The sequence below is a fragment of the Promicromonospora sp. NPDC057138 genome (genome assembly GCF_042670845.1).
Classification (GTDB): Bacteria; Actinomycetota; Actinomycetes; order Actinomycetales; family Cellulomonadaceae; genus Promicromonospora.
Genome location: NZ_JBHUUX010000002.1, coordinates 150,470 through 172,971, shown reverse-complemented (window position 1 = coordinate 172,971; position 22,502 = coordinate 150,470). Strand labels below are relative to the sequence as shown.

The 22,502-nt window shown below is 67.3% G+C and carries 22 protein-coding genes; 9 read left to right on the top strand and 13 right to left on the bottom strand.

Annotated elements, in window-relative coordinates:
* Window positions 1–69: 69 nt before the first annotated feature.
* From ACFT2C_RS02395 to ACFT2C_RS02380, 4 genes are all read right to left on the bottom strand, one after another.
* Window positions 70–729: a DUF1524 domain-containing protein gene (locus ACFT2C_RS02395; protein WP_377205392.1), complete on the bottom strand. Its 660-nt coding sequence runs from the start codon at window positions 727–729 to the stop codon at window positions 70–72.
* Between the two features lie 220 nt (window positions 730–949).
* Window positions 950–1,459, bottom strand: coding sequence for a DUF664 domain-containing protein (locus ACFT2C_RS02390; protein WP_377205391.1), 510 nt, complete (start codon window positions 1,457–1,459; stop codon window positions 950–952).
* A gap of 59 nt (window positions 1,460–1,518) precedes the next feature.
* Window positions 1,519–2,181, bottom strand: a complete 663-nt coding sequence (locus ACFT2C_RS02385; RefSeq protein ID WP_377205390.1) for an alpha/beta fold hydrolase — start codon at window positions 2,179–2,181, stop codon at window positions 1,519–1,521.
* Window positions 2,182–2,187: 6 nt separating this feature from the next.
* The gene (locus ACFT2C_RS02380; RefSeq protein WP_377205389.1) at window positions 2,188–2,916 is read right to left on the bottom strand and encodes a TetR/AcrR family transcriptional regulator; all 729 of its coding nucleotides are present in this window, start codon (window positions 2,914–2,916) and stop codon (window positions 2,188–2,190) included.
* 62 nt (window positions 2,917–2,978) lie between these two features.
* Here ACFT2C_RS02380 and ACFT2C_RS02375 point away from each other — a divergent pair, with 62 nt between their 5' ends.
* From ACFT2C_RS02375 to ACFT2C_RS02340, 8 genes are all read left to right on the top strand, one after another.
* Complete coding sequence (locus tag ACFT2C_RS02375; protein WP_377205388.1) at window positions 2,979–3,551, top strand: hypothetical protein; 573 nt, start codon at window positions 2,979–2,981, stop codon at window positions 3,549–3,551.
* A complete protein-coding gene (locus tag ACFT2C_RS02370) occupies window positions 3,548–4,240 on the top strand; it encodes a DUF4386 domain-containing protein (RefSeq protein WP_377205387.1) in 693 nt (230 codons plus the stop codon). Before ACFT2C_RS02375 ends, ACFT2C_RS02370 begins: the two co-directional genes overlap by 4 nt.
* A 115-nt stretch (window positions 4,241–4,355) precedes the next feature.
* Window positions 4,356–5,411 (top strand): AraC family transcriptional regulator, encoded by a 1,056-nt coding sequence (locus tag ACFT2C_RS02365; RefSeq protein WP_377205525.1) that lies wholly within the window; start codon window positions 4,356–4,358, stop codon window positions 5,409–5,411.
* A gap of 819 nt (window positions 5,412–6,230) precedes the next feature.
* The gene (locus ACFT2C_RS02360) at window positions 6,231–7,304 is read left to right on the top strand and encodes an alpha/beta hydrolase (RefSeq protein ID WP_377205386.1); all 1,074 of its coding nucleotides are present in this window, start codon (window positions 6,231–6,233) and stop codon (window positions 7,302–7,304) included.
* A 147-nt stretch (window positions 7,305–7,451) separates the two neighbouring features.
* Entirely contained in the window at window positions 7,452–8,681 is a 1,230-nt protein-coding gene (locus ACFT2C_RS02355) for an ABC transporter substrate-binding protein (RefSeq protein ID WP_377205385.1), read from the top strand.
* Between the two features lie 265 nt (window positions 8,682–8,946).
* A complete protein-coding gene (locus ACFT2C_RS02350; RefSeq protein ID WP_377205384.1) occupies window positions 8,947–9,759 on the top strand; it encodes a carbohydrate ABC transporter permease in 813 nt (270 codons plus the stop codon).
* Window positions 9,756–10,586 carry a carbohydrate ABC transporter permease gene (locus tag ACFT2C_RS02345; protein WP_377205383.1) on the top strand — a complete coding sequence of 277 codons (831 nt, stop codon included), beginning with the start codon at window positions 9,756–9,758 and terminating at the stop codon, window positions 10,584–10,586. The genes ACFT2C_RS02350 and ACFT2C_RS02345 overlap by 4 nt, the downstream gene beginning before the upstream one ends.
* A gap of 96 nt (window positions 10,587–10,682) precedes the next feature.
* Window positions 10,683–11,315 carry a TetR/AcrR family transcriptional regulator gene (locus ACFT2C_RS02340; RefSeq protein WP_377205382.1) on the top strand — a complete coding sequence of 211 codons (633 nt, stop codon included), beginning with the start codon at window positions 10,683–10,685 and terminating at the stop codon, window positions 11,313–11,315.
* A gap of 15 nt (window positions 11,316–11,330) precedes the next feature.
* Here the strand turns inward: ACFT2C_RS02340 and ACFT2C_RS02335 are convergent, their stop codons facing one another.
* The 5 genes from ACFT2C_RS02335 to ACFT2C_RS02315 all read right to left on the bottom strand — a co-directional run bounded on the left by ACFT2C_RS02335 (window position 11,331) and on the right by ACFT2C_RS02315 (window position 18,245).
* Window positions 11,331–12,710 carry a condensation domain-containing protein gene (locus tag ACFT2C_RS02335; protein ID WP_377205381.1) on the bottom strand — a complete coding sequence of 460 codons (1,380 nt, stop codon included), beginning with the start codon at window positions 12,708–12,710 and terminating at the stop codon, window positions 11,331–11,333.
* Complete coding sequence (locus tag ACFT2C_RS02330) at window positions 12,707–14,056, bottom strand: condensation domain-containing protein (RefSeq protein ID WP_377205380.1); 1,350 nt, start codon at window positions 14,054–14,056, stop codon at window positions 12,707–12,709. The genes ACFT2C_RS02335 and ACFT2C_RS02330 overlap by 4 nt, the downstream gene beginning before the upstream one ends.
* Window positions 14,053–15,813 (bottom strand): AMP-binding protein, encoded by a 1,761-nt coding sequence (locus ACFT2C_RS02325; protein ID WP_377205524.1) that lies wholly within the window; start codon window positions 15,811–15,813, stop codon window positions 14,053–14,055. The genes ACFT2C_RS02330 and ACFT2C_RS02325 overlap by 4 nt, the downstream gene beginning before the upstream one ends.
* Window positions 15,814–16,076: 263 nt before the next feature.
* Complete coding sequence (locus ACFT2C_RS02320) at window positions 16,077–16,919, bottom strand: IclR family transcriptional regulator (protein WP_377205379.1); 843 nt, start codon at window positions 16,917–16,919, stop codon at window positions 16,077–16,079.
* 147 nt (window positions 16,920–17,066) lie between these two features.
* Entirely contained in the window at window positions 17,067–18,245 is a 1,179-nt protein-coding gene (locus ACFT2C_RS02315) for an NUDIX domain-containing protein (protein ID WP_377205378.1), read from the bottom strand.
* Window positions 18,246–18,441: 196 nt separating this feature from the next.
* Between ACFT2C_RS02315 and ACFT2C_RS02310 the strand changes: the two genes are divergently transcribed.
* Window positions 18,442–19,335 (top strand): PhzF family phenazine biosynthesis protein, encoded by an 894-nt coding sequence (locus ACFT2C_RS02310; RefSeq protein WP_377205377.1) that lies wholly within the window; start codon window positions 18,442–18,444, stop codon window positions 19,333–19,335.
* Here ACFT2C_RS02310 and ACFT2C_RS02305 read toward each other — a convergent pair.
* The 4 genes from ACFT2C_RS02305 to ACFT2C_RS02290 form a co-directional block, all read right to left on the bottom strand.
* Window positions 19,322–19,732, bottom strand: a complete 411-nt coding sequence (locus tag ACFT2C_RS02305) for a GNAT family N-acetyltransferase (RefSeq protein ID WP_377205376.1) — start codon at window positions 19,730–19,732, stop codon at window positions 19,322–19,324. The two genes, ACFT2C_RS02310 and ACFT2C_RS02305, sit on opposite strands and share 14 nt — an antisense overlap.
* A gap of 43 nt (window positions 19,733–19,775) precedes the next feature.
* Window positions 19,776–20,177 carry a hypothetical protein gene (locus ACFT2C_RS02300; RefSeq protein ID WP_377205375.1) on the bottom strand — a complete coding sequence of 134 codons (402 nt, stop codon included), beginning with the start codon at window positions 20,175–20,177 and terminating at the stop codon, window positions 19,776–19,778.
* Window positions 20,178–20,246: 69 nt separating this feature from the next.
* Window positions 20,247–21,944, bottom strand: coding sequence for a SulP family inorganic anion transporter (locus ACFT2C_RS02295; protein WP_377205374.1), 1,698 nt, complete (start codon window positions 21,942–21,944; stop codon window positions 20,247–20,249).
* A gap of 4 nt (window positions 21,945–21,948) precedes the next feature.
* Window positions 21,949–22,446 carry an ArsR/SmtB family transcription factor gene (locus ACFT2C_RS02290; protein WP_377205373.1) on the bottom strand — a complete coding sequence of 166 codons (498 nt, stop codon included), beginning with the start codon at window positions 22,444–22,446 and terminating at the stop codon, window positions 21,949–21,951.
* Window positions 22,447–22,502: the final 56 nt, after the last annotated feature.

Sequence of the window (22,502 nt, the reverse complement as noted above, 5' to 3'; positions counted from 1 at the left end):
CTGGGTACTTGTCGCGCAGACCGCGGCGTCATGGGCTCGTGCCCATGACGCCGCGGCGTAGGAGGAGGTTCAGTACGAGCAGGTGTTGAGCATGGTCTGCAGCGCGGACTTCTCCGAGGACTGCAGGTGCAGTGCCCAGCGGTACTTGGTGTGGATCCACCACTTGGAGTACGCGCAGCGGGCGCCGGAGCGCGGCGGCTGCCACGTGGAGGGGTCCTGGTCGCCCTTGGACTGGTTCACGTTGTCGGTCACGGCGATGAGCTGCGGGCCGCTCAGGTCGTTGGCGAAGCTCTGCCGCTGGCTGGTGGTCCAGTGCTGTGCGCCGGAGCGCCAGGCCTCGGCCAGGGCCACGATGTGGTCGATGTCCAGGTCGGAGGCCTGGGTCCAGGTGGCGCCGTCGTAGTAGCTGTACCAGCTGCCGGAGGTGGGGTAGCAGTCGGAGCCTACGGTGACGGAGTCGGCGTCGCGCTTGAGCACCGTCTCACGGGTGTCGCAGTTGCTGCCCTGGTCGATCCAGTGCGGGAACAGGTCGCGGGAGTAGCCGGTCATCGACTCCTCCGAACGGACGGTCAGTGCGTTGAGCTCGGACTGTGCGGTGGCCTTGGACGGCGTCCCGGGCGGCAAAGCACCGGCGGGCGGTGCGGCGACGAGCGCCACGGCGGCGAACAGCAGCAGCGCGACGACGGCGGTGAGCAGGCCGCGCAGCGGGATTCTCTGCGAGAGCGTCATGGGTGAACCCTTCGGGCAGACAATGTGACGCTCACATTGTGCCCGTATCGGATGAAAACGCCCTTTTACGACAGTGGCGCGGTCACCAACCGGGCATGAACGGTTCAGACGGGCGGTCCTGCGCGGCTGGCCCTTCGCCCTCTACTCGTGACCCGTACAAGACCAGACCCGGCCGCCGTCGACGCCCGGGATCGATCGATCCTGGGCGTCGACTGGCCGTTCAGCGCACCACGCGGCCGAGTGCTGCGAAACGCAGCATGTGCGCCTGACCGCTGTGCAGCGCGTACTCGTCGATCATCTTGATCAGCGTGTGGCCGAGCGGATTGCCATGGCCCAGCCCGGGACTGTCGAGCGTGGGAAGCGCGGCGATCGCGGCGTCCGCCCGCACGATCTCGTCGAGGTACAGGCGGAGGTCGTCCTCGACGGTGTCTGCCGACCCGCCCGCGTAGTCGTCGTCCCCGTAGGCGTCGACCCGTTCGCCACCGCCGAGGCCCCAGCCCAGATAGGCGTGCTCCATCTGCTGCATGTGGCGGATGAGCCCGAGGACGGACAGCTCGACCGGCGGGACCGACCACTCGGCAAGCTGCTCGGGCGTGAGGTCGCGCCACTTCCGCTGGAACTCGTGTCGCTGGAACCCGAGCCAGCCCACAAGGCTCGCGCGCAGGTCAGATGTGGGTTGTGGCTCGTCCCACCGGTCGAAGTCCAGCCTTGAGAGCGTGTCGGATGCCATGCCGTGCCTCCCATCGCCTGCAAAGGCTATCCACGTCCTGGACCTGATCGGGCGACACGTCAGCCGCCCCTGGCTAGCCGGGCGTAGAACTCGGCGATGGTCCGGGAGAAGAGCTCTGGGTGCTGCTGGTTCCACGGGTGCCCCGCGCGCGGGATGATCCGCAGCTCCGCGTTCGGGATGGTCGCGGCGAGCTCTCGCGCGGCGGGGATGTTGATGACGTCGCGACTGCCGCACAGGACAAGGGTTGGCGCCTGGATGCTCGTCAGGCGTCCGCGGAAGTTGACGTCAGCGATCACCCCGAGGGCACCGAGCCACATCGCCTTGGTCAACCCCCTGCTCTCGGCGATGCTCTCCGGCAGCATCCGGACGCCCGTGCGCACGCTTGCTGTGAGGGCGGGGTGCGGGCGGACCTGGCTGCCCGAGAGCACCAGCGAGGCGACCCGCTCGGGAAAGTCGAGTGCGAAGTGGGTGGCCGTCATCCCACCAAGCGACAGCCCACAGACATGAGCGCGTTCGACACCCCGCTCGTCGAGCAGGTCGCGCAGCGCGAGTGTCGCGGCCGCGAACGTAAATGCTCCAGGGGTCGCCGCTTGGTCGAGACCGGAGATCTCCGTGGCCAGGCCCGTAAACCCGGCGGGCAGCGCGCGCAGCTGCAAGTCCCACGTATCGGTGCCCGCGCCCAGCCCGGGCAGGAACAGCACTGTCTCCGCGTCGGCGATCATGACGGATCAAGCCCCGTCAGCGCGCGTGACGCGCGACTGCTGCGGAAGACTGACCCCAGCGAGTAGCTGGTCCAGAGCGATCCCATAGTGCAGGTCAGTGCCGAAGCCACCCATGGAGTCGGCGACCGCGACCGTAAGCGGGAACTCGTCGACCGGGAGTGCGGCAAGGACGTCGCGCAGAGCCGGAGGCTCGTCGTTGCCAGCGGCAGGGCGCGCGGTCAGCTGGGCAGTGGTGAACGCCGACCAGCCGTAGTTCAGTGCGATGATCCCGCTGAAGATGGCGACGGCGCGGTCGCCGGTCACGCCTCCCCTGTGCAGGATGCCGAGCGCGCTCTCGCCGATGCGGACCGCATTCAGTCCGGGCGAGGGATGACCGAACAGCGGCGTGACCGCCCAGGGATGGTCCTGCAGGATGCGTCGATGGCTCAGGCCGAAGGAGCGCAGGTCCTCGACCCAGTCCTCGGTCGCCGGCGGAGGCTGGAACCGCCCGAGCACCCGGTCCAGCAGGGCGTCCACCAGCGCCTCCTTGGTGGCGAAATGGCGGTAGAACGCCATCGGCGAGGCGTGCAGCCGAGACGTGACCGCACGGACCGTCACTGCGTCGATCCCTTCGGCGGCCAGCTGTTCGGCCGCGTCGAGGATGGCCGCAGCCGTGATGGATCCGCGCGGCCGACGTGCGCGAGCCGGGCCGGCTGGGCGATCCGGGGACATGATCGGGGGCGTTGACTCCTTCATGTGTACAGCGTACGCTACGAAGATAGTGTACCCCGTACGCTACCTAGCCCCAGGAGACCCTGATGTTCTTCGCCCGTTGGCTTCTCACCGTCCTCGCCTTCCCGGCCGGGGGCTGGCTCGCCATCCAGACCGTCGGCTCCAACGAAGGCCCCCTCTCCGCGGCGGTCGGCGGCCTGCTGGCCGGCGCCGTCATCGGTGTCGCCCAGTGGCTCGCGCTCCGCTCCCGCGGCTTCGGGCCGCGGTGGGCCATCGGCACCGCGGCCGGCACGGCCGTGGGCAGCGCTCTCGCGGCCGTCCTGACCGGCGCTGGGACGTCGGTCGGTGCGCTCGTCCTCACCGGCTCCGTGATCGGTGCGTTCGTCGGCGCCGGGCAGGCGACGCAGCTGGGACGCGGCCCACGCACCGCAACGGCCTGGACGGCCCTGGTGAGCGTCACCTGGGCGGTGGGCTGGCTGATCAGCGGCAACGTCATCGTCGACGCCGAGCGGGGCTACTACGTCTTCGGTCTCAGCGGCGCCGTCCTGGCGACGGTCGCGACCGGCCTCGCCTTGCGGTTGATCCTCGCGAAGCGCCCCACTCCCCCGCGCACCGACGACCCCTCGAGCACGACGGCGCCGGTCGCCGCGACCCGATGAACACCGTCACCCTGGCCGGTGTGCTGCTGGTGACGGTCCCGGTGGCCTTCAACGTGGCCTTCGGAGCACTGGCCGCATTGTTCGACTACCCCGACATCCTGCGCCGACCCACTCCCGACGTCCTGGCGAGGTTCCGCGAGGGTGGCACCCGGCTGCTGCTGTGGTGGTGGGCCTTCGCCCTGACCGCCGTAGCCCTTGCGCCGCTGGCCGTACTCGTCGCCCTCGCGCTCGAAGGTGCAAGCGCCCCGATCCGGACGCTCATTGCCACCACCGGCGTGCTCGCCGCTCTCGTGCAGTTCCTCGGCCTGATCCGGTGGCCGTTCCTCGTGCCCTACCTCGCACGCCTCGACGCCGACCCAGAAACGAGCCCAGCCACGCGCGAGGCGGTCGACGTCGTGTTCCAGGCCTTCAACCGATACCTCGGCGTCGCCGTCGGCGAGCACCTCGGCTACCTGCTCACAGGCACCTGGACCGTTCTGGTGGGCGCCGCCATCACCCAGACCACCATCGCACCGACCTGGCTCGGAGCGCCCGGGATCGTCATCGGCACCCTCCTGATGCTCTGCTCATTGGAGTTCGTCGGTCCGGCCGAGCGCACCGGCTGGAAGGTCGCGGCCACCCTGACACCCATCGCCTACATCGCCTGGTCGCTATGGCTCGTCGCGACCGGAGTCGCGCTGCTCGCCTGACCGGGCAGGATCCCCCAGGCCCCGCTCTGAGCAGCTGTGGGAGCGTTCTCACAATCTTGGTCTTCCGTCCCCGGTTTTGATCGCCAGCGGCGGCGGCGCGACCGACAATCGATCGGTGGCTACAGATCCTGTGCCGGGAATCGAGTCCCCAGGATATGAGAGCAAGCTGGAAGAGGTTGTCATCAGGTACCCCGCTCCACTTGCCGAACACCAGCACTTCAGAACCACCGACCTCAACACTGCCCGTGAAGAGGTGTCTCGCGTCCTCTTCCCCCACGAGCTGCGCCTCCGGGGTGACAGTCGCTATTTCGAGGCTTCGATCCGTAGTGCCCGGCTTCGGGCGGTGAGCATCACCGTCCTCGCCTACGGGACCGAGGTCGAGCTCGTAGCCGAGCGAGCGGATGCCTCGTTCATCGTCGCCCGCTCGCTCGTCGGTGGAGCGGAATTCAGGATCGGCGCGCAGTCGGTCGTCGTTCGCCCCGGGACCGCGGCCGTGTTCACGCCCGGCAAGCCCATCCGCATCAGATGGCCGTCCGGGAGCGTCATGATGGTGATCGCCATCGACCGCACCGCACTCGAATCGGAGCTGGAGACGTGGGTCGATACCAGTCCGAGCGTCCCCCTGCGTTTCGAGCCCGTCGTGAACGTCTGGGACATGCCGGCCGCCAGCTGGTGGTCCGCCGTCGACCACCTTGTCGAGGACCTCGATTCAGCAACCCCGATTCTCCGCCATCCCGCCGCGGCTTCCGTGGCCGGGCGAGGACTGATGGTCGGGCTGCTGCTCGCCATGCCGCACAACTATTCGAGCCAGATCTGGGAGAGACCACGACCGATCGGCCCCGAATGGCTCAGCCGCGCGGTCGATCTGATCAAAGAGCTTCCGGTTCGCACCTGGACGGTGCCCGACCTGGCACGAGCAACCAACACGAGTACGCGGGCGCTCTATGACGGATTCCGCCGGTGGCTCGGGACCACCCCCATGGAGTATCAGCGGCAGATCAGGTTGCGACGTGCCTGGATCGAGCTTCGAACCGCCGACTCCGGCGGAGAGGCCACCACGGTGACGGCTATCGCCTCCCGGCTGGGGTTCACCAATCTGGGGCGGTTCGCCGCGGAATACCGGCAGCGATTCGGCGAGCTTCCATCGATTACGTTGCACCGCGGGCCGTGATGGCCGCTGATCCTGTCCCACCTCGGTGACGGCGCTGCGGCGGCCAGCCATGACGTGGCGCGCGTTCCCGGGGCGGCGCAGCTAGGCGACCCCGCACTGCGCCGTCGAATGCGATCCACGCGGGTGCTTGGAGGACCTTGATCGTGCGCGTCGCGCCGCTGACGTGCCGCTCGATGGGATCTCGGCCACTGTTGCGTACTGGGTATTCATCCACCTGTAAAGACGCGAGTCACATTCCTACCCGGCGACTTTGTCGGAATCGTGAGTGTCGGCAACTGGCACGAAACTGGCGAAATCGTCTTCTAACAAACCAGAGGGATCACGAAACGGTTACACCACTCGCTAGGACTTGGAACCTGACCGAACGCGATGTACATTCAAACACACAGACTGACCACTCAGTCGGTATCGAAGCCGGCTAAGTGTGCGACCGCAGGCACCGCATCGATGCCCAAAGTGCCCACGAATTGGTGGTCGCTTTGCCCCGACGCCTAGTAACGCTGCAGGCCAATACAGCTCAAGGAGGAGCTCTATGACGACACTGATTGGCCCAGTGCCTAGCGCGCAGGTGCGCAGGTAGCTCGAGTCCCTCGCACCCCAAATGAACTACTGGGGTCGCAACATCGCCCCAATGGTCGGGGCAGCCTGCTCGCCCAGCAGCATCGGCACCGACACTGTCGGTCGCATGCTGCCAGGGTCGCGGACACCTGTGGTCGACCGCGCGCTCCGCGTCGATGCCCAAAATGCCCATGAATGGGTGGCCGCTTTACCCCGATGCGCGGTGATGCTGCAGGCGAATACAGCTCAAGGACGTGCTCTATGACGACACCGATTGGCCCAGTGCCTAGCGCGCAGGTGCGCAGGTATCTCGAGTCCCTCGCACCCGAAGTGAACTACTGGGGTCGCGACATCTCCGGGCTGCGCAAGCAGGTCCACGATCACGCGCTGGCAGTTCGCGGCCCGCTGGAACATGTGGCCTCGGTGGAGACGATCAAAGCCGGAGGGGTTCCTTCGAGGCTCTACCGACCGCGCGGCAACGAAGAGGACGTTCTGGTCTGGATCCATGGCGGCGGTTGGATGTTCGGCGACCTGGACTGTTGCGAAGGCGTCGCGCGAGCACTCGCGAACCGTGCCGGATGCGCCGTACTCGCGATCGACTACCGGCTCGCACCTGAGCACCCGTTTCCGGCGGCATTCGACGACTCATGGACCGCAATCGGTTGGGCCCGACGGAACTTTTCCAAGGTCGCAGTAGGGGGCGACAGCTCCGGTGGCAATCTCGCGGCAGCGGTCGCTCTCAGGGCGAGGGACTCCCGGCTTGATCTGGCGCTGCAACTATTGGTGTACCCGGTACTGGATAGCACCATGGACACCACGGCCAAGCGGCGATTCGTCGAAATGTATTCGAACTTCTCAGGCAGCCGCGATTACGGTAGAACCACGTATGAGCGGATCGGGTACTTGTGGGACGCATACGTGCCTGACGAACTGATGCGGCAATCTCCCGTCGTCTCGCCATTGCGTGCTGAGACGTTGTGCGGCGTTTCTCCGGCGATCATCATCACCGCCGAGCACGATATTCTTCGTGGAGAAGCCCTTGAGTACGCCCGGCGGTTGCGAAGGGATCAAGTTCCGGTCGAGATCCACGACTACGTCGGTCAGATCCACGGATTCATCGAGAAGCTCGGCGTCATGACAGACGCGATAGACGCCGTCGACAAGGCTGGCTCGGCATTACGGCGATCATTCGCTAACCGAGAGTCGGATCGCGCAACTTCCGCGATCAACACACCACCGATCGGCGCGCATCAGTCGTCCGATGCGGACTATGACCATCAATCGTCCCGCGAAACAGCGTGGCAAGGGCCACCGTCGTACGAAAATCAATCTTGAGGAGATACCATGCGTACCAACAACGCTCTGTCTCGGCGAGGTAGGCGACCGAATTATCGGATCGCGCTGCCGGCCATCATTGCCGCCCTCCTGGCATCGTGTAGTGCCCCGGGCGCACAGGCTCCTCCTTCTGAGACGCCAGCAGCCGTGAGCACGAGTATCGGTGATGCGCCAGTCACCCTCGAGGTGCTTGTGTCAACGCCCGATGTACCGCTCTATGAGGAGCTCGGTGCTGCATTCCATGCCAAGCATTCCAATGTCACCGTGAAGGTGACCAGCGAAGACTTCAACAACCTGACGACAAATGTGCCTCGCCTGATATCCGGAACCGAGGTGCCAGACCTGGTGCGGCTCGCATCCTTTGGAAACCTGGTCAAGGACCACCTCCTCACCGATCTCGATCCGTACGCAGAAGCGTACGGATGGACCAAGTGGCCTCAGTCCCAGTTCGCCTCCACCCGCGTCGCCGATGACGGACGACAGCGCGGCACTGGGCACTTGTACGGCGCCGGGCCTGGTTTCGGGTTGACGGGCGTGTACTACAACAAGTCGCTCGCGGCTCAGATCGGAATGACCGAGCCGCCAGCCACGCTCAGCGCCTTTGAAAAGAGCCTAGAAAAGGCGAGGAGTGCAGGCCTCCTGCCGATCATGGTCAACGGAAAGGACGGAGGGCTTGCGTATCCACTGCAGAATCTCCAGATGAACTACGCAGGCAGTACCCAGCTTGTCCAGGAATGGAACTACAACAAGCCGGGCGCGACCATCGACACATCCGCACTGGTCGACGCCGCCACGACACTCCAGCACTGGGGTGAGGAGGGATTTCTGCCGGAAGACGTCAACAGTATCGATCAGACACAAGCTCCCGCCAGGTTCGCGGAAGGCGAGGGCCTCTTCTTTCCGAGCGGAAATTGGCAAGCACCAACGCTTCAGGAAACAGGCCACGGTGAGATCGGGTTCTTTCTCTTCCCGCCCGAGGAGACCGGCGATCCCTTCACCGCAATGACCGCCGCCGGCGTCCTGGCCATTCCTGCCAAGTCCTCTCAACATGATGTGGCGGCCGCATTCCTGAACTTTATTCAGACAGACACTGACGCCCGTCAGAATACCCTGGATATTCTCGGCATCCCACCCGCCGGCCCCTCGGGCGCACCTATGCCGGACTCCGAGCCGGGAACCCTTGTCACCAGCACCGTCGAATCTTTTCAGGCGCTGCTGGAGAGCGACGGCCTCGTCGACTTCATGTCGAATTCGACTGCGTCCATGCACGCGAACACCCTGGTCCCGCAAACGCAACTTCTCGTGGCCGGAAAGACGTCACCAACTGAGTTCTCCGCAGCAATCCAGGACGACTACGAAAATGACGCAGAGCAGTAGATGCTCGAATACCCACCAAGATCCGCCGGCTAGGGATAGGCGCAGAGCGGTTCGGCGCCACCACGGGGATTCGTAGACGACCTCCACGGGTGGAATTATGACACTGAATGCAGGCACGGAATCACGGGGCCACCTAGTCAAGAAGTCGATTCCGGCGAAGCTAAATCTCAATTCAGAGGAGTCGCTCCCTCCTCCACGTCCCGCTCGGCGGCGACGTCCAACTCATCGGTGGAGCGGGTTGCTCTGGGTAGCGCCTGCGCTCGTCATGTACACCGTGTTCGTGCTGTACCCGCTGGGCCAGTCCGTGCAGTTCTCTTTCTACAAGTGGGATGGCATCGGGCTGGCAACACCGGCGGGACTGGATAACTGGAAGGCGATCTTCACCGAGCCCGAGCTGTTCGGATCGGTCATCCACGCGTTCATCCTCATCCTCTTCTACACCGTCCTCCCGGTCAGCCTCGGGCTTGTCGTAGCAAGCCTCATCCGGGAACTCCGGGTCGGAACATTCAACACCGCGGCGCGGGTCGTGCTGTTCATCCCACAAGTGCTGCCGCCCGTGGCGGCCGGCATCGCCTGGACCTGGATGTTCTCCAGCGAAGGGCTCGTCAACCAGGCCCTCAAAGCGGTTGGCCTGGAGTCGCTGACACGCGCGTGGCTCGGAGATTTCACGTTCGCGTTGCCAGCCGTCGGCATCATCGGCTTCTGGCTGTCGCTCGGCTTCTGCACAGTCCTTCTACTGTCGGGCATCGGCAAGATCGACCCATCGCTCTACGAGGCGGCTCGCCTGGATGGGGCCGGCCGAGTCGGCGAGTTCTTCGCAGTCACGCTTCCTGGACTCCGTCAGGAGATCGCTGTCTGCGCAACCATTAACACGATCGCGGCTCTGGCCAGCTTTGACGTGGTCCAGATCGCGACCCAGGGCGGTCCTGGCTATCAGACGATGGTGCCAGGTGTGGAGATCTACCGGCTCACCTTCCTGGAACAGCGGATTGGGCAGGCCTCAGCTCTCGCGGTTTTCCTCGCGGTACTCGTGCTGCTCGTCATCTGGCCCATTCAACGAATCGGGAGGAACGAATGAGCGCGACCTCGTCAACCGTCCAGGATCGCATCTCCCGCGCCGCCATCCTTATGGCGCTCATGATGTTCGCGATCATGCCCTTGCTCAGCATGCTCACCGCGGCGCTCGCACCACAGAACAGCACGCCGCCCGGGCTCGCCTGGCCCCAGGATCCACAATGGCATAATTTCGTCGACGCATGGACCGCCGCCAACTTCTTCGCGCTCTTCCAGTCGAGCACCCTTATCGTGCTTGGTGTTGTTCCTGCTGCCGTCGCCATGGCCACCGCAGCCGGATACGCTCTTGCGCAGCTTGCCGTGCCTGGCGGCAGACTCTTCAACGCCATCTTGCTTGTCGGACTGACACTGCCGTTCGAGGCGCTCATCACGCCGCTTTACTACAACATTCGCAGCATGGGGCTGCTCGGCTCTCGTTGGGCCGTCATACTGCCACTCATCGGGCTACTCATGCCCTTCGGAGTGTTCTGGATGCGAGCGAGCTTCCTCAAGGCAGAGACAGCCCTCACAGAGGCGGCCAAGCTTGACGGCGCCAGCACGTGGCAGATTTTCCGCCAGATCCAACTGCCGCTCGCAGTGCCTGCCTTGTCGGCACTCACGATCTTGTTCTTTCTAGCGACCTGGAATCAGTACTTGTTGCCACTTGTGCTCATCGATGATCCAACGATGCGTACCGTCGCCGGTGGCCTGGGAGCTTTCCAGGGCGAACACGGTACCAACATCGCACTGTTGTGCGCCGGCTCATTGCTCATCATTGCGCCCTCTCTGGTGATATTCCTCATCTTTCAGCGTCACTTTGTGAAAGCTCTCCTGCAAGGAGCTGTCAAGTGACTCAGATGCTGGCGACAGGCGCGCGTGCGCGCTTGTCTCGCGTGGACGACATGTCGAACGTTGCCGCACACCTAGACGACTGTATAGGATACTGGCATGAGACAGGATGACCATCAGTTGGCACGGGGGCACAACGGCGCCAAGAAGTCTTTGTCACCAAAGGGCGAGGCCCGGAGGCAGCTGATCGTCGATGCCGCTACTCGACTTGTGGCCCGCAACGGATCCCGCGGCACCAATCTGGCGGAGATCGCCGCTGAGGCCGGGGTCTCACAGAGCGGCCTCCTCTACCACTACCCGAGCAAGGAGGCGCTGCTCAATGCGGTGCTGGATCGACGCGACGAGGCCGAAGACGCGGTTCTGTGGCAAGACGCCGACTCGGGCCTAGGTATCCTCGACATCATCGCGGACAACGTCACCCGCTGGGCCAGCCATTCGCACGCCGTGGGCATGCATACCGTGCTGGTTGTCGAGAATCTTGGCGACGACGGCGTCCTCCACCCTCGGTTGGCCAGCCGATACCACTTGACTGCTGACCGGATCGGTTCGGTCCTGGCGGCTGCCCAAGATCGCGGCGAGATTCGTGGAGACGTTGATACCCACCTCAAGGCCATCGAGATCATCGCCTTCGTCAACGGTCTGGAGACCGCGTGGCTACTTGACCCGGAGATCCCGGTGGCCATGACCGCGAAGGCATGGGCAGCCCAGCAACGGTTTGCGTTGGCGACGTAGCCGGCGTCGCCGTGGCTAGTCTTCATCCCTCCCATGGACGGCAAGGTCCTGGATGGGGCGCCGAGGAAAGGCGTGCAGTTCCCGTGCTGTACGGCTGAGGTTTCGGCACAGCCGGTCAAGGGTCCTTGTGGTGAACGCCGGGGAATGCGCCCACAGGTCGCCGGAGATGTGGCCCTCGTGTGAATGGCGGAGCTGAAAGCCGAGACTCACAGCCCCGCTGAATGCCGACGTCATCCGCGGCCGGAGCGTGTTGGTGGGCAGCGTCTGGGGCTGCATCCTGATGTGGCTGCCGTCCGGTGCTGTGATCGTTGCGGCCTTGCTCGGGGCGTGCGGCATGTAGTTGATCGATATGTCGAACGGCGAGCTGTCCCCCTGGGTCGCCGAGGGCAGCTCATGGCGCAGCGCCCCGATCGGAACGCGGTGCATGTGCGCCTGTCTGGTCGCCTCGTGGACGCGGGCGGCGAGTTCCCCGAACGACGGGTTGCCCCGCAGATAGACCCTAACGGGCACGTGATCGCTCAAGAGACCGATGGTATGTGTCAGTTCGGGTGCGTCCCGGTTGGCAGTGACGCTCCCGATCATCACGTCGTCGCCGAGGTAGGGCGTGAGCGACGCCAGGACCAGAGCACGCATGGCGCTGCCAGGTTTAGCGCCGTGCTGCGCGCCGAGCCGGAGCAGCGAGTTGACCGTGTCCGCTCCAACGAGCGGGAGCGGGTGTGCTTGCAGCCACAGCGGGTGGTCCTTGGCCGTGCGCTCTACAGGTAGGCGTGGCGGATCAGCCGGGAACTGCCTGCGCCAGAACCCAGCATGTATCCCGAGCCCGATGGCGCGCTCGTATGCGGCGTAGTCGCCGAACTGGATTTTCGCTGCGGGCGGAGGCGGGTATCTGGGGTCGAGCCTGGCGCGATAGAGCTGGTGGAAATCGCGGAAAAGTACCGCGTTGGACCAGCCGTCGAACACGGCATGGTGCCAGATGGTCAGCAAGACGTGGCGCTCAGGGGCCAGCTGGACCACGACCGCCGACCACAGCGGTGGGGTGAATAGGTCAATCATCTGCTCGCAGTGTTGGACTGCGAGCTGTTCGAGCGCGGCGCGCTGCGCTGGTTGTGGCAGGCGTGAGAGGTCTTCGAACGTCCACTCGGGGTGGAATGGCGCGATGACCTGCTGTGCGATCCCGGCCTTGGTGTGGGTGAATGCCGCGCGCATGGTCTCGTGACGTTCCACCAACGCCGCTAGTACGGCGGACAGGTCGCCGAGGTCCAAGGGTCCCGTGATCTCGATCGCGTGCGGGATGTTGTGGTTGGACTCGTGTCCGCCGACGGCCGCAATCCACTCCTGCTGGAGATAGGTGACTGGCAGCACACCTGTCTCGGCATTGGCGGCAACCGCACTCACCGGGCTGACTCTTTCGCGGGAACGAGCTCACTGAGGCGACCCCTGGGGCGATCGGCGAACCTGCGCAGTGCGGCGGCAAAGCGCTCGGCGAACCCGGACGCCTCCGAGTCACCAAACATGTGGGCATCGGCCACGAGGGCACCTGAGAGTCTCCCGGCCGAATCGGAACTGATCTGGAAGTCAAGCAGCGAGGCCCCATCCCACCAGGGGTGGTTCGTGGGCTCGTCATGGGCGAGGTCGTACGAGGAGAACGCGATCCCGGCAGCCTTGACGACCGCGTCCGCCTGGTCGCGGCCCTGGTGGTGGCTGTAGTTCAATGTCACGTCGAACAAGGGCCCACGACCGCTGTCGGGCAGTGCCGCGCGGAGCACGCCGACCGGTGCGGGGCGCGATATCGCACGGTCATAGGCGTCGGCCGTACGGCCAACCAGTGTCGTGCACGAGGGGTCACCGGACAGGTCCACCGTGACCGGGACGTGCCCAGCGAGGAACCCGACCGTGCCACGGATGTCGCGCTGCTGGCGGTTCGATCGCATGACGCCGAACGTGATCCGCTCGTTCGTCGCGTGATCGCTCAGGGACGCTGCGAGCGCGGCCAGGAGGACGGCGGTCGTGCTCGCCCGTTCCTCGACCATGAGCGGGTGCAACGCGCTGAGCGTCGGACCGTGGTGAAGTGGGAGCGGATGCGGCGTGGCGCGGGCGATTGGCCCAACGGGCGGCACATCGGACGCGAGTGCGAGGCGGGGGCGGGCGTCGGCCAGGGCCGCGCGCCAGTGCTCCTGCGTTGCGGGGTCGTCGGCCAGCTTTGCCTCCCACACGGCGTAGTCGGCGAGATGGAGCACGGGCGGCGGAAGCGTCGCGCTCGTTCCGTACTCGTACAGGTGCGGGAGCTCGTCGCGAATTACGCCGGCGGACCAGCCGTCCATGATCGCGTGGTGCGCGATCAGGGCGAACACCCGATCGTCGTCAGCGAGGGTCACCAGCAGTGCCCGAGCAAGGGGGCTGTCCTTCAGCACGAACGGCCGCCGCAGTTCCGCTTGCAGGAGCGCGGCACAGGCTGACTCCCGCTGATTCTCGCCGGCCTCGGGGACGCTGAGCTCGCGCAGGTCCAACGGAAAATGATTGCCGATGACCTGATGTGCAGTGCCGGTGGCGTCCTGCCGCGTCAGTGTCGTACGCAAAGCTTCATGCCGGGCTGTCAACGCGTCCAGCGCAACACAGATGCGCCCGGGGTCCACGTGGCCGCGCATCCGGACGGCCGCGCCGACGTTGACGCCGGACTCCCGCCCGCCAGTCGCGTTGTAGAGGGAGCGTTGGTAGTGCGTCGCGGTGTGCAGCTTGCTCATCCTGTCACCCCGCGGGAGATGCGGCTGATGGGCCGCAGACGGCCCTCGTTCGCGGGCGGCGCCAAGTCCACCGCAACGGAGTAGGCGCGCAGGGTCGGGTTCGTGTGCAGCACTCTCTCGGGCACGTCGCGCCCGAGTTCATCACCGACGAGCAACGCGACCTCGGCCGCCTCGAGCGACGACCCGCCGAGCGACAGCCACTCGGCGTCGGGGCCGATCGTGGCGGGAGCCACATCCAGCACCCGCCCCCAGATAGCCGCCACCGCGCGTTCTGTATCGGTCGCCATCTCGCCGTGCCCGCTATCGTGCGCGAGCAGCGCGGACACCGTCTCGATCAGCTCACGCTTGACGACTTTGCCCAGCGCGTTGCGGGGGAACCGCTCGACCCGGACCACACGCTTGGGCGCGTCGGCCTCCCCCAACCGCGCAGCGGCGAAGGAGCGAACCTGGTCGGAGTCGAGACCGTCGGAGCCGATCACCGTGGCGGCCAGGTACTGCCCGAGCGTCGGGTGCGGCAAACCGAACACCGCTGCCTCTTCCACGTCAGGATGGTCCTCGAGCACGCCCTCCGCGGCGAGGGTAGACACGTTGCGCCCGCCAACGTTCACCGTGTCGGCGCTGCGGTCTTCCAGGTAGAAGTACCCCTCGTCGTCCAGACGGCCCACGTCGCCGGTGCTTACCCACAGATCCGACCGGAAGACGCTCGCGCTCGCATCCGTATCGTTCCAGTAGCGGCGTGGACGCGCGCCGTCCGCCCGGAGCTGCACCGACCCCGACGCGCCCGAGGGGACCGGCTCACCGGCCTCGTCGACGATGCGTACTTCACTGCCGCCGTGCGCCCGGCCGAGCGAGAACGGTCGATTCGGGTCGAAGCGCATCCGCAGGCGCGCGGGCCAGCTCTCGGTCGAGGTGTACATGTTGACAATGCTCGCGTCCGGGAACAGCTCAGCGAGCCGGGCCAGCGTCGCGGCCGAGATCGGCGCGCTTGTGGTCCGCACCTGCCTCACGCCGCTCAGGTCGAACCGCGCCTTGACACGCAAGAGCGCGAGCGCGTAGGCGGGGACCAACACCACATCGTCCGGCCTGAACTTCTGTGCGAGACCCAAAAAGCCGTCAGCGTCGAACTTCTCGAGCACGATCATGGTGTGCGGCACCGCGCTGAGCGTCTGCACCATGAGGCTCTGCCCCGCGTTCGTCGCGGGCGGTAGCGCATGCAAGACGGTGCGCGCCGGCACCGCCGGCGCCGACACACCTTCACGACGCTGCCGGATCGCGTGCGTGAGGTTGTCGTGCGTAGAAACGACACCCTTGGGCCGTCCGGTCGTTCCGGAGGTGAAGAGGATCTCAGCGTCGTCAGCCCCGCTCACCTCCACCCCAGTCGGGCCAGTCGGCTGGGCCGCTTCAATCTGGTGGACCGCCTGGGACCATCCTGGGCACCCGTCCACGCGAACATCCCCGATGACACCGACCGCCCCGGCCTCGGCAAAGACGTGAGCGATGTGCTCGTCGCTACTGGACGCCAGCACCGGCACCGCGATCGCCCCGGCGGCTTGCACCCCGACGTATCCGATCGCGAAGGCGATCCAGTCACCAGAAGCCCGGACGACTACGCGGTCACCAGGCTGGACACCCCTGCTGATGAGGCCATGGCCGACCGCGCGGGCGCGCTGACTCCACACTGAAAAACTGAGCCTGCCCACACCGACAAGCTCGATCGCGGTCGCGTCAGGCCGCTCCTCTGCTCTGGCCGCGAGCATGCCGGTCACAGTGACAGTCGACTGATGATTCACGACAACCCTCTCGGTTCTGCTGCGTTGCGCACATCGCACATCCTTCGTTGTCAGGCTCGGCCTGGGGTGGGCCGGCATGTTTACGATGCTATTGGTGAAGGGCGCGGTCGCCTGTACGCTGCGCGCCGACTTTGCGGCCAGAAATTGCAACGACCGACCGCAGACGCAGACCTATAAATTCCAGGTGGTGGCGATGTTACGGCTGGGAGAACAAAGCCTCTTCGCGACGCTCAGCTTCCCGGGCGGGCCAGCTCATCGGGCGTGAGCGCCGGCCCCAGTATCGGGACAAGGTCCGCCGGGGCCAGGCGCAGGAGCCGGTCGGCGGCACGCCGCCTGTCCTTGGGCAGGTCGATGCGCATCGCGGTAGCCAGCGCGAGGTTGTCGGACGTGCGCGGTCCGGTTCGCACGATCACCCCGGAGCATGCGACGTCGCTGCGGCACTGGCCGTACTCGGTGTAGAGCCCTGTTTGAGCGGCGGTGCGAAGCTCGTCGTCGAGCTCGTCCTGGCTGCGAACTGTCCGCCGGGTGAAGGGTCGCAGTCCGGACGCCTTCAGGTAACGGTGGCGGTGGTGGGAGGGCATGCTGGCAAGCAGCGCCCGTCCCCCGGCGGTGGCATGGGCCGCCTCAGGCAGGCCCTCCGCGAAGTCATCCAGGCGCGGAGCCCCGGTGATCTCGCTATGAGCGATCACGGTCAGCTGCCCATCGCGGAGCGCGGTCATGAAGACCCCGCAACCGGTGTCGGCTGCCAGCCGATCGAGAACCGGCTGGACCCGGTCGAGACGCGCGGTCACGTCAGCGATGGGGCCGAGGACGTCCGGGATGAAGTAGTGGCGTCCGTCCTCGCCGCGCCAGGCCCACTGGCGGTCGATGATCGTCCTCAGGTGGTGGTAGACCGTCTTCACCGGAATGCCGGTGCGACGGGCGAGCTGCTTGGCGGTGAGCCCTTGCGGACTGCGGCTGAGGTGCTCGACCAGCCGGAGCGTCCGGTCCGGGCTGCGGAGCCCGGAAGAGGCGCCGGTGGGATGCGATCCAGACAATGAGATCGCTCCAAGGAAAAAGGAAACTACCAACATTGGCGCGAGGACCTACCCATGCTCGTTCGACCAGCGCGAGAACTCAAAGGAATGTACGCCCCGGGTTTTCCGCCATGAGAAAACACATGGTAATGATGATTTGCGATTGATCGAGGAACCGGCTTGACCACCAGCGGCTGTGTGCGCTCAGCCGACACCGGCCTCCGCGAGCAGCGCGTCCCGGTTCGCCCGGACGAACGCCTTCAAGGCGGCAGGCACCAGATTGATGCCGGCGAGCGCCCCGTCGTCGCGCAGGTCCACGTGCTCGACGTCGTACGCCCCGCGGGTCGGTTCCTCGAGCTCCGGCCCGGACTGCAACGCCAGGTCCATCGAGACGACCCGCGCGAGGAAGTAGTGGTGCACCGAGATCCCGGCGTCCTTGGGGCCGGAGGCCAGGAACACCTGCCGGACGATCTTCGCCGTCGCGCCGAGCTCCTCCTGCAGCTCCCGGTGCAGCCCGTCCTCGACCGAGGCGTCCTCCGGCTCGACGCCGCCGCCGGGCGTCACCCAGTACGGCGCACGCCCGGGAACGGTCCGCCTGATCAGCACGAGGCGGCCGGCGTCGTCCAGCAGGACCGCCCGGGCGGCGCGCCGCACCACCACCGGCGGCGTGGTCGACGTCGCTGGGATCTCGTCGACGATGGGCGCCTGGCGCAGGTACCCCTCGAACAGCGGCCCGCCCGCCGCGTTCAGGGTGGCCCGGGCGACGTCGACCATGGCCTGGTCGTCGTGCCGGGCGGCCACCCAGCGGGCGGCGTACCCACGGTCCCAGGCGCGCAGCTCGCGCAGCAGCCACTTGCCGCCGCCGTCCCACCGCCCGGCCGCCGCCAGGGCGAGGTGCCCGACCCGCTCCCACAGCACCGACCGCACGACGTCCGCCTCGCCGCCGTCGCGCGCGTACGCGAGGTCGTCGAGCAGGTCGGTCACGCCGTACCGGGCGTCCTCGAGCGCGGTGTCCGACGTCGGGCCGGGGCCGGCGTCGAGCAGCGCCTGGCACTCCGCCTTCAGCCCGACGACGTCGGGCTCCCCCGCCACCGGCACGCCCGTGGCGATCATCCGAGCCAGCGTCGGCTTTCTCCGCGCCGTCTCCTTCGCGATGTACCAGCGGTGCCCGACCTGGGTGTTCACGAACAGCTCGACCGGCCAGCCCCGCCACCGGACGGCGTCGCGATGCCCGACGGCGTCGTCGGGAACGCAGACCACGATGTCCAGGTCCGAACCCGCCGTCCGCGAGCCTGGATCGAGCACGCTGCCCGCCAACAGCGCCCATCTCGCCTCGGGGTAACGGTCGGCGACCAGGGCTGCGGCATCGGCGATGGGATCCACGCCCGTCATCCTTGCGCAAACGATGCCACCGACCCATGCGTTTTCGTGAAGTCCCGGCAAACGGTTGGTTTCTCAGCCGGGTGTGTAGGGACTGACGTGCGGGTACGTGCCGCCAGAGGTCTGGACCGGCGTTATCGTCGGTCGCGCCGCGGTGCCGCCGTGTCGAGCCGAGCGACAGCGATCAAGGAGCCAAGTCATGGACGTGCCGTTCTACTGGGTCGACGTGTTCGCGACCACAGCCCTGGCGGGAAATCCGCTCGCCCTCGTCCCCGACGCGGACGCACTCCCGGACGAGACGATGCAGGCGATCGCACGGGAGTTCAACCAGTCCGAGACCACGTTCCTGGTCCGTCCTGACCGCCCCGGCGCCGATCACCAGCTGCGCTCCTTCACCCCCGCCGGCGTCGAGGTCTTCGGCGCGGGACACAACGCGATGGGAGCGTGGATCTGGCTCGCCCTGTCCGGCCGCCTGGACGCGGGCCGGGACACGTTCGTGCAGCAGATCGGGGACGACCTGCTGACGGTCCGGGTCTCCGCGCCGTCCTCGACCGGCGTCGAGGTGTCGATGGAGCAGTCCGCTCCCCGGTTCCTGGGTCGGGTCGACGACCGGGTGGCGCTGGCAGCGGCGCTCGGTCTCGACGCCGGGGACCTGGGCGACCGCCCGGCAGAGGTGGCCTCCACCGGCGCGGAGCACCTGCTCGTGCCCGCGCGGAACATGAAGGCGGTCGACGCCGCCCAGCCGGACACCGCGGGACTACGGAAGCTGCTGGCCGACGCCGGCGCCGAGGGCTGCTACCTCTACACGGTCGATCTCGACCCTGGCGCAGATGTCGGCGCCTATGCGCGGTTCTTCAACCCGACAGTGGGCATCGTCGAAGATCCTGCGACGGGGACGGCCGCCGGTCCGCTCGCTGCGGTTCTGGTCCGGGACGGGCTCGTTCGTGATCCCGCACGGATCGTGATCGAGCAGGGACGGCGGCTTGGCCGGGCCAGCCGGATCGGGCTCAGTGTCGACGGGGCTCTCGTCACGATCACCGGTTCGGGGATCGTTGCCGCTGAGGGAGTGCTGCACCTCTTCAGCCGTCGGTGAGGTGAACGAGCCCGGCCGCCGTCGGCCGGAAACCGCAGGACTCGAGATAGAACCCTTCGAGGTGCGGCTCGAAGTCGACGAACATCCACTCGCAGCCCGCCGCCCTGGCCTCCTCGACAGCACGGCGCACCACAGCAGTGCCGAGTCCATGTCGCTGGTGGCTCGGGCGCGTCTTGGTGTCGATCAGGAAGGCATGGTCCCCGCCGTCCCACGCCACGTTCACGAACCCCACCAGCAGGCCGTTGCCACTCCGGGCGGTCACCCACCCCAGCGAATGGCCTCGGATCCGGTCCCACCATCCGGGCTCCGGAGAGCCGCCATGGGACGCAGTGAGATCGACGATCTCGTCGTCGGACACCGGCCGGCGCCAGTCCAGTACCACTTTGTCAGTAAGCATCGTGCTCAAGAGTGGCGATGATCCAGCCAAGGCAGCAAGCGCTTTATGGAGCGGTGCCGGCCCCGGACTTCGGCGTCACCGGCTGGAACACCGCGATCACAGACACGATCAGGGCGGGGATGAAGAACCAGCCCACGCTGAGCAGGCCCAGCACGACGAAGACAGCCAGGACCGCCGCAGACACTACGGACAGCGGCTGCCAGGCACGGCTGCGGGCGGCGAGAGGCAGCGCCGCGCCGAGCACGGGGACGAGCATTGTGAGCAGGACTGTGGGACCGACGACCGACAGCACGGTCGACGACGTGGCCTGCTGATCGCCGGCGGACGTCGAGGACACCTCTGAGTAGAGAGGCAGAGCGATCACAGCGGCGGCAGCGACCAGCGCGAGTCCGGCCGCGACGAGCTGCAACACACGCTTCGGCACCAGGTACGGCTGGGTCGACATCGGCGCGCTCCTCGTGATGGGCCAGGGAGCCATTGTATAGAGCGCTCACCTCGCGGCGACGCCGGGCGCCTACCCGGCCGTCAGCTCCGCCCGGGCCGCCGCCGCCCGGTGCACGTGCGAGCGCGCGTGCTCGATCGCGGGCTCCAGCGTGGTGAACAAGTGGTTCTCGTGCCGCAGCTCGGCGAGCACCCCGACCGCGACCAGGAGCTTCCGGTTCCGCTCGGGGATGCCCTTGAGCAGGACCGTGACGCCGCGCCGCTCCAGCTCCTCCACGAGCTGGGCGAGCGCCCGGGCGCCCGTCGCGTCCACGACGCGCAGGTGCGAGAGCCGCAGGAGCACTACCTCCACCGGGCCGTCCCGGGTGATCGCGCTGAGCTCCGCGAACACCCGGTCGGAGGCGCCGAAGAACAGCGCCCCGTCGAGGCGGAACAGCGCTATGCGCTCGTCGCCCGGCTGCGCGACGCCGGGCAACGGCTCGCGATGCACCGAGCTGGCCTTTGCCACGGACCGCAGCGCGAAGAACGCCGCGGCGAGCAGCCCGATCTGGACGGCCTCGATCAGGTCGAACGCCACGGTGATGACGGCGGTCACGCAGAACACGACGGCGTCGGCCCGGGTCGAGGTCAGGACGGCGCGGATCGTGACCGCCGGGATCATCCGGAACGCCGTGACCATCAGGACGCCGGCCAGCGCGGCGAGCGGGATGCGGGACACCGGCCCCGTCGCGAGGTAGATCACCGCCAGCACCACCAGGGCGTGCACCACTGCGGCGAGCCGGGTTCGCGCGCCGCTGCGGACGTTGACGGCGGTCCGCGCGATGGCACCGGTGGCCGGCATCCCGCCGAACAGCCCGCTCGCCACCGAGGCGAGCCCCTGGCCCACGAGCTCGCGGTCGGGGTGGTAGACGCCGGTGTCGGCCATGGTCGCGGCCACGCGCGCCGAGAGCAGCGACTCGATTGCGGCGAGCGCCGCCACGGCGACGGCAGCCCCCACGAGGTCGCGCAGGCTGTCGCCGCTCACACCGGGCAGCAACGGGACGGGCAGGCTGTCCGGCAGGACGCCGATCCGCGCCACGGGCGCGTCGGTCACCTCCGCCAGGACGGTCACCAGCGCGACGGCGACGAGGGAGGCCGGGAGCGCGCTCGCGACCCGGGGCAGCACGAGCAGCACGACGGCGACGACCCCCACGCAGCCGAGCGTCCAGAGGAGGGCGAGCTGTCCGCCGTCGGACGGCGAGAAGGCCTCCGCGACGGCGCGGAAACCCGCGACCAGCGGGTTCAGGCCGGTCTCCGCAGGCAGGCCGACGGCGGCCGGGACCTGCTGGAGAAAGATGATGCAGGCGATGCCGAGGGTGAACCCCTCGACCACCGGCCACGGGATGTAGGTGACGACGCGGCCGAGCCGCAGCGCTCCGAGCGCCAGGACGAGCACCCCGCCGAGCAGTGTCACGAGCGCGACCGAGCCGAGGCCGTACTGGGCCACGATCGGGGCGAGCACCACGGCCATGGCGCCCGTCGGGCCGCTGACCTGGACGTTCGAGCCACCGAAGACGGCGGCGACGACGCCGGCGACCACCGCCGTCACGAGGCCGGCGGCCGGTCCGACCCCGGAGCTCGCGCCGAACGCGAGCGCCAGCGGGAGGGCGACGACGCCGACGGTGACGCCCGCGAGGAGGTCCGACCGGAAGGTGCGTGGACGCAGGTCGTAGTCGGCGCGCGCGGGCAGGAGGTCACGCAGGTCGAACCGGGCGAGGAGGCCGCGGCGCACGGCGTCACGCGTCCGTCGTGCGGGAGGAGGCGGGGGCCGGCGTGTGCTGGTCCGGCTGAATCGGCTGAACCGGCTGGTCGGCCTGGTCCGGCTGGTCCTCCGCCTCCCGGACGGCCCGCAGCAGCGTCTGCGCGTTCGCCCCGGGCAGCGGGGGCAGGTGACGGGCGGCGGAGAGCTGCGCGGCGGTGTCAGCGGTGCTGTTGCTGAGCCGGGACAGGAGGAAAGCGCGGGCAACGACCAGCAGCTCGGACACCACGGGCTCGGCCAGCCGGTAGTCGACGGCGTTGCCCGATCGCGTCGAGACCACGACCCCCGCGTTCTTGAGCACTCCCAGGTGCTGGGACAGGGTCGACGCCTCGGCGCCAGTGATCGCGGCAAGCCTGGTCACGGGGACGGCCTGCCCGGGGGCCGCTGCCAGGACCTCGAGCACCTGGATGCGGAGGGGATGCGCGAGTGCCTTGAAGAGGTCGGCCTTGATGCGGTACAGCGGCTGGGTGTTCACGGTTTTATGACTTTAGCAACTCCGCAATCCATAGGCAATCTCAGGCTGTCCGAGGC

Coding starts and splice junctions, on each gene's coding strand:
- ACFT2C_RS02310 (WP_377205377.1), top strand. CDS start 18,442: ATGGACGTGCCGTTCTACTGGGTCGACGTGTTCGCGACCACAGCCCTG.
- ACFT2C_RS02350 (WP_377205384.1), top strand. CDS start 8,947: ATGTACACCGTGTTCGTGCTGTACCCGCTGGGCCAGTCCGTGCAGTTC.
- ACFT2C_RS02340 (WP_377205382.1), top strand. CDS start 10,683: ATGAGACAGGATGACCATCAGTTGGCACGGGGGCACAACGGCGCCAAG.
- ACFT2C_RS02330 (WP_377205380.1), bottom strand. CDS start 14,056: ATGAGCAAGCTGCACACCGCGACGCACTACCAACGCTCCCTCTACAAC.
- ACFT2C_RS02325 (WP_377205524.1), bottom strand. CDS start 15,813: ATGCTCGCGGCCAGAGCAGAGGAGCGGCCTGACGCGACCGCGATCGAG.
- ACFT2C_RS02305 (WP_377205376.1), bottom strand. CDS start 19,732: ATGCTTACTGACAAAGTGGTACTGGACTGGCGCCGGCCGGTGTCCGAC.
- ACFT2C_RS02360 (WP_377205386.1), top strand. CDS start 6,231: ATGACGACACCGATTGGCCCAGTGCCTAGCGCGCAGGTGCGCAGGTAT.
- ACFT2C_RS02385 (WP_377205390.1), bottom strand. CDS start 2,181: ATGATCGCCGACGCGGAGACAGTGCTGTTCCTGCCCGGGCTGGGCGCG.
- ACFT2C_RS02370 (WP_377205387.1), top strand. CDS start 3,548: ATGAACACCGTCACCCTGGCCGGTGTGCTGCTGGTGACGGTCCCGGTG.
- ACFT2C_RS02345 (WP_377205383.1), top strand. CDS start 9,756: ATGAGCGCGACCTCGTCAACCGTCCAGGATCGCATCTCCCGCGCCGCC.
- ACFT2C_RS02380 (WP_377205389.1), bottom strand. CDS start 2,916: ATGAAGGAGTCAACGCCCCCGATCATGTCCCCGGATCGCCCAGCCGGC.
- ACFT2C_RS02300 (WP_377205375.1), bottom strand. CDS start 20,177: ATGTCGACCCAGCCGTACCTGGTGCCGAAGCGTGTGTTGCAGCTCGTC.
- ACFT2C_RS02375 (WP_377205388.1), top strand. CDS start 2,979: ATGTTCTTCGCCCGTTGGCTTCTCACCGTCCTCGCCTTCCCGGCCGGG.
- ACFT2C_RS02390 (WP_377205391.1), bottom strand. CDS start 1,459: ATGGCATCCGACACGCTCTCAAGGCTGGACTTCGACCGGTGGGACGAG.
- ACFT2C_RS02320 (WP_377205379.1), bottom strand. CDS start 16,919: ATGTTGGTAGTTTCCTTTTTCCTTGGAGCGATCTCATTGTCTGGATCG.
- ACFT2C_RS02395 (WP_377205392.1), bottom strand. CDS start 729: ATGACGCTCTCGCAGAGAATCCCGCTGCGCGGCCTGCTCACCGCCGTC.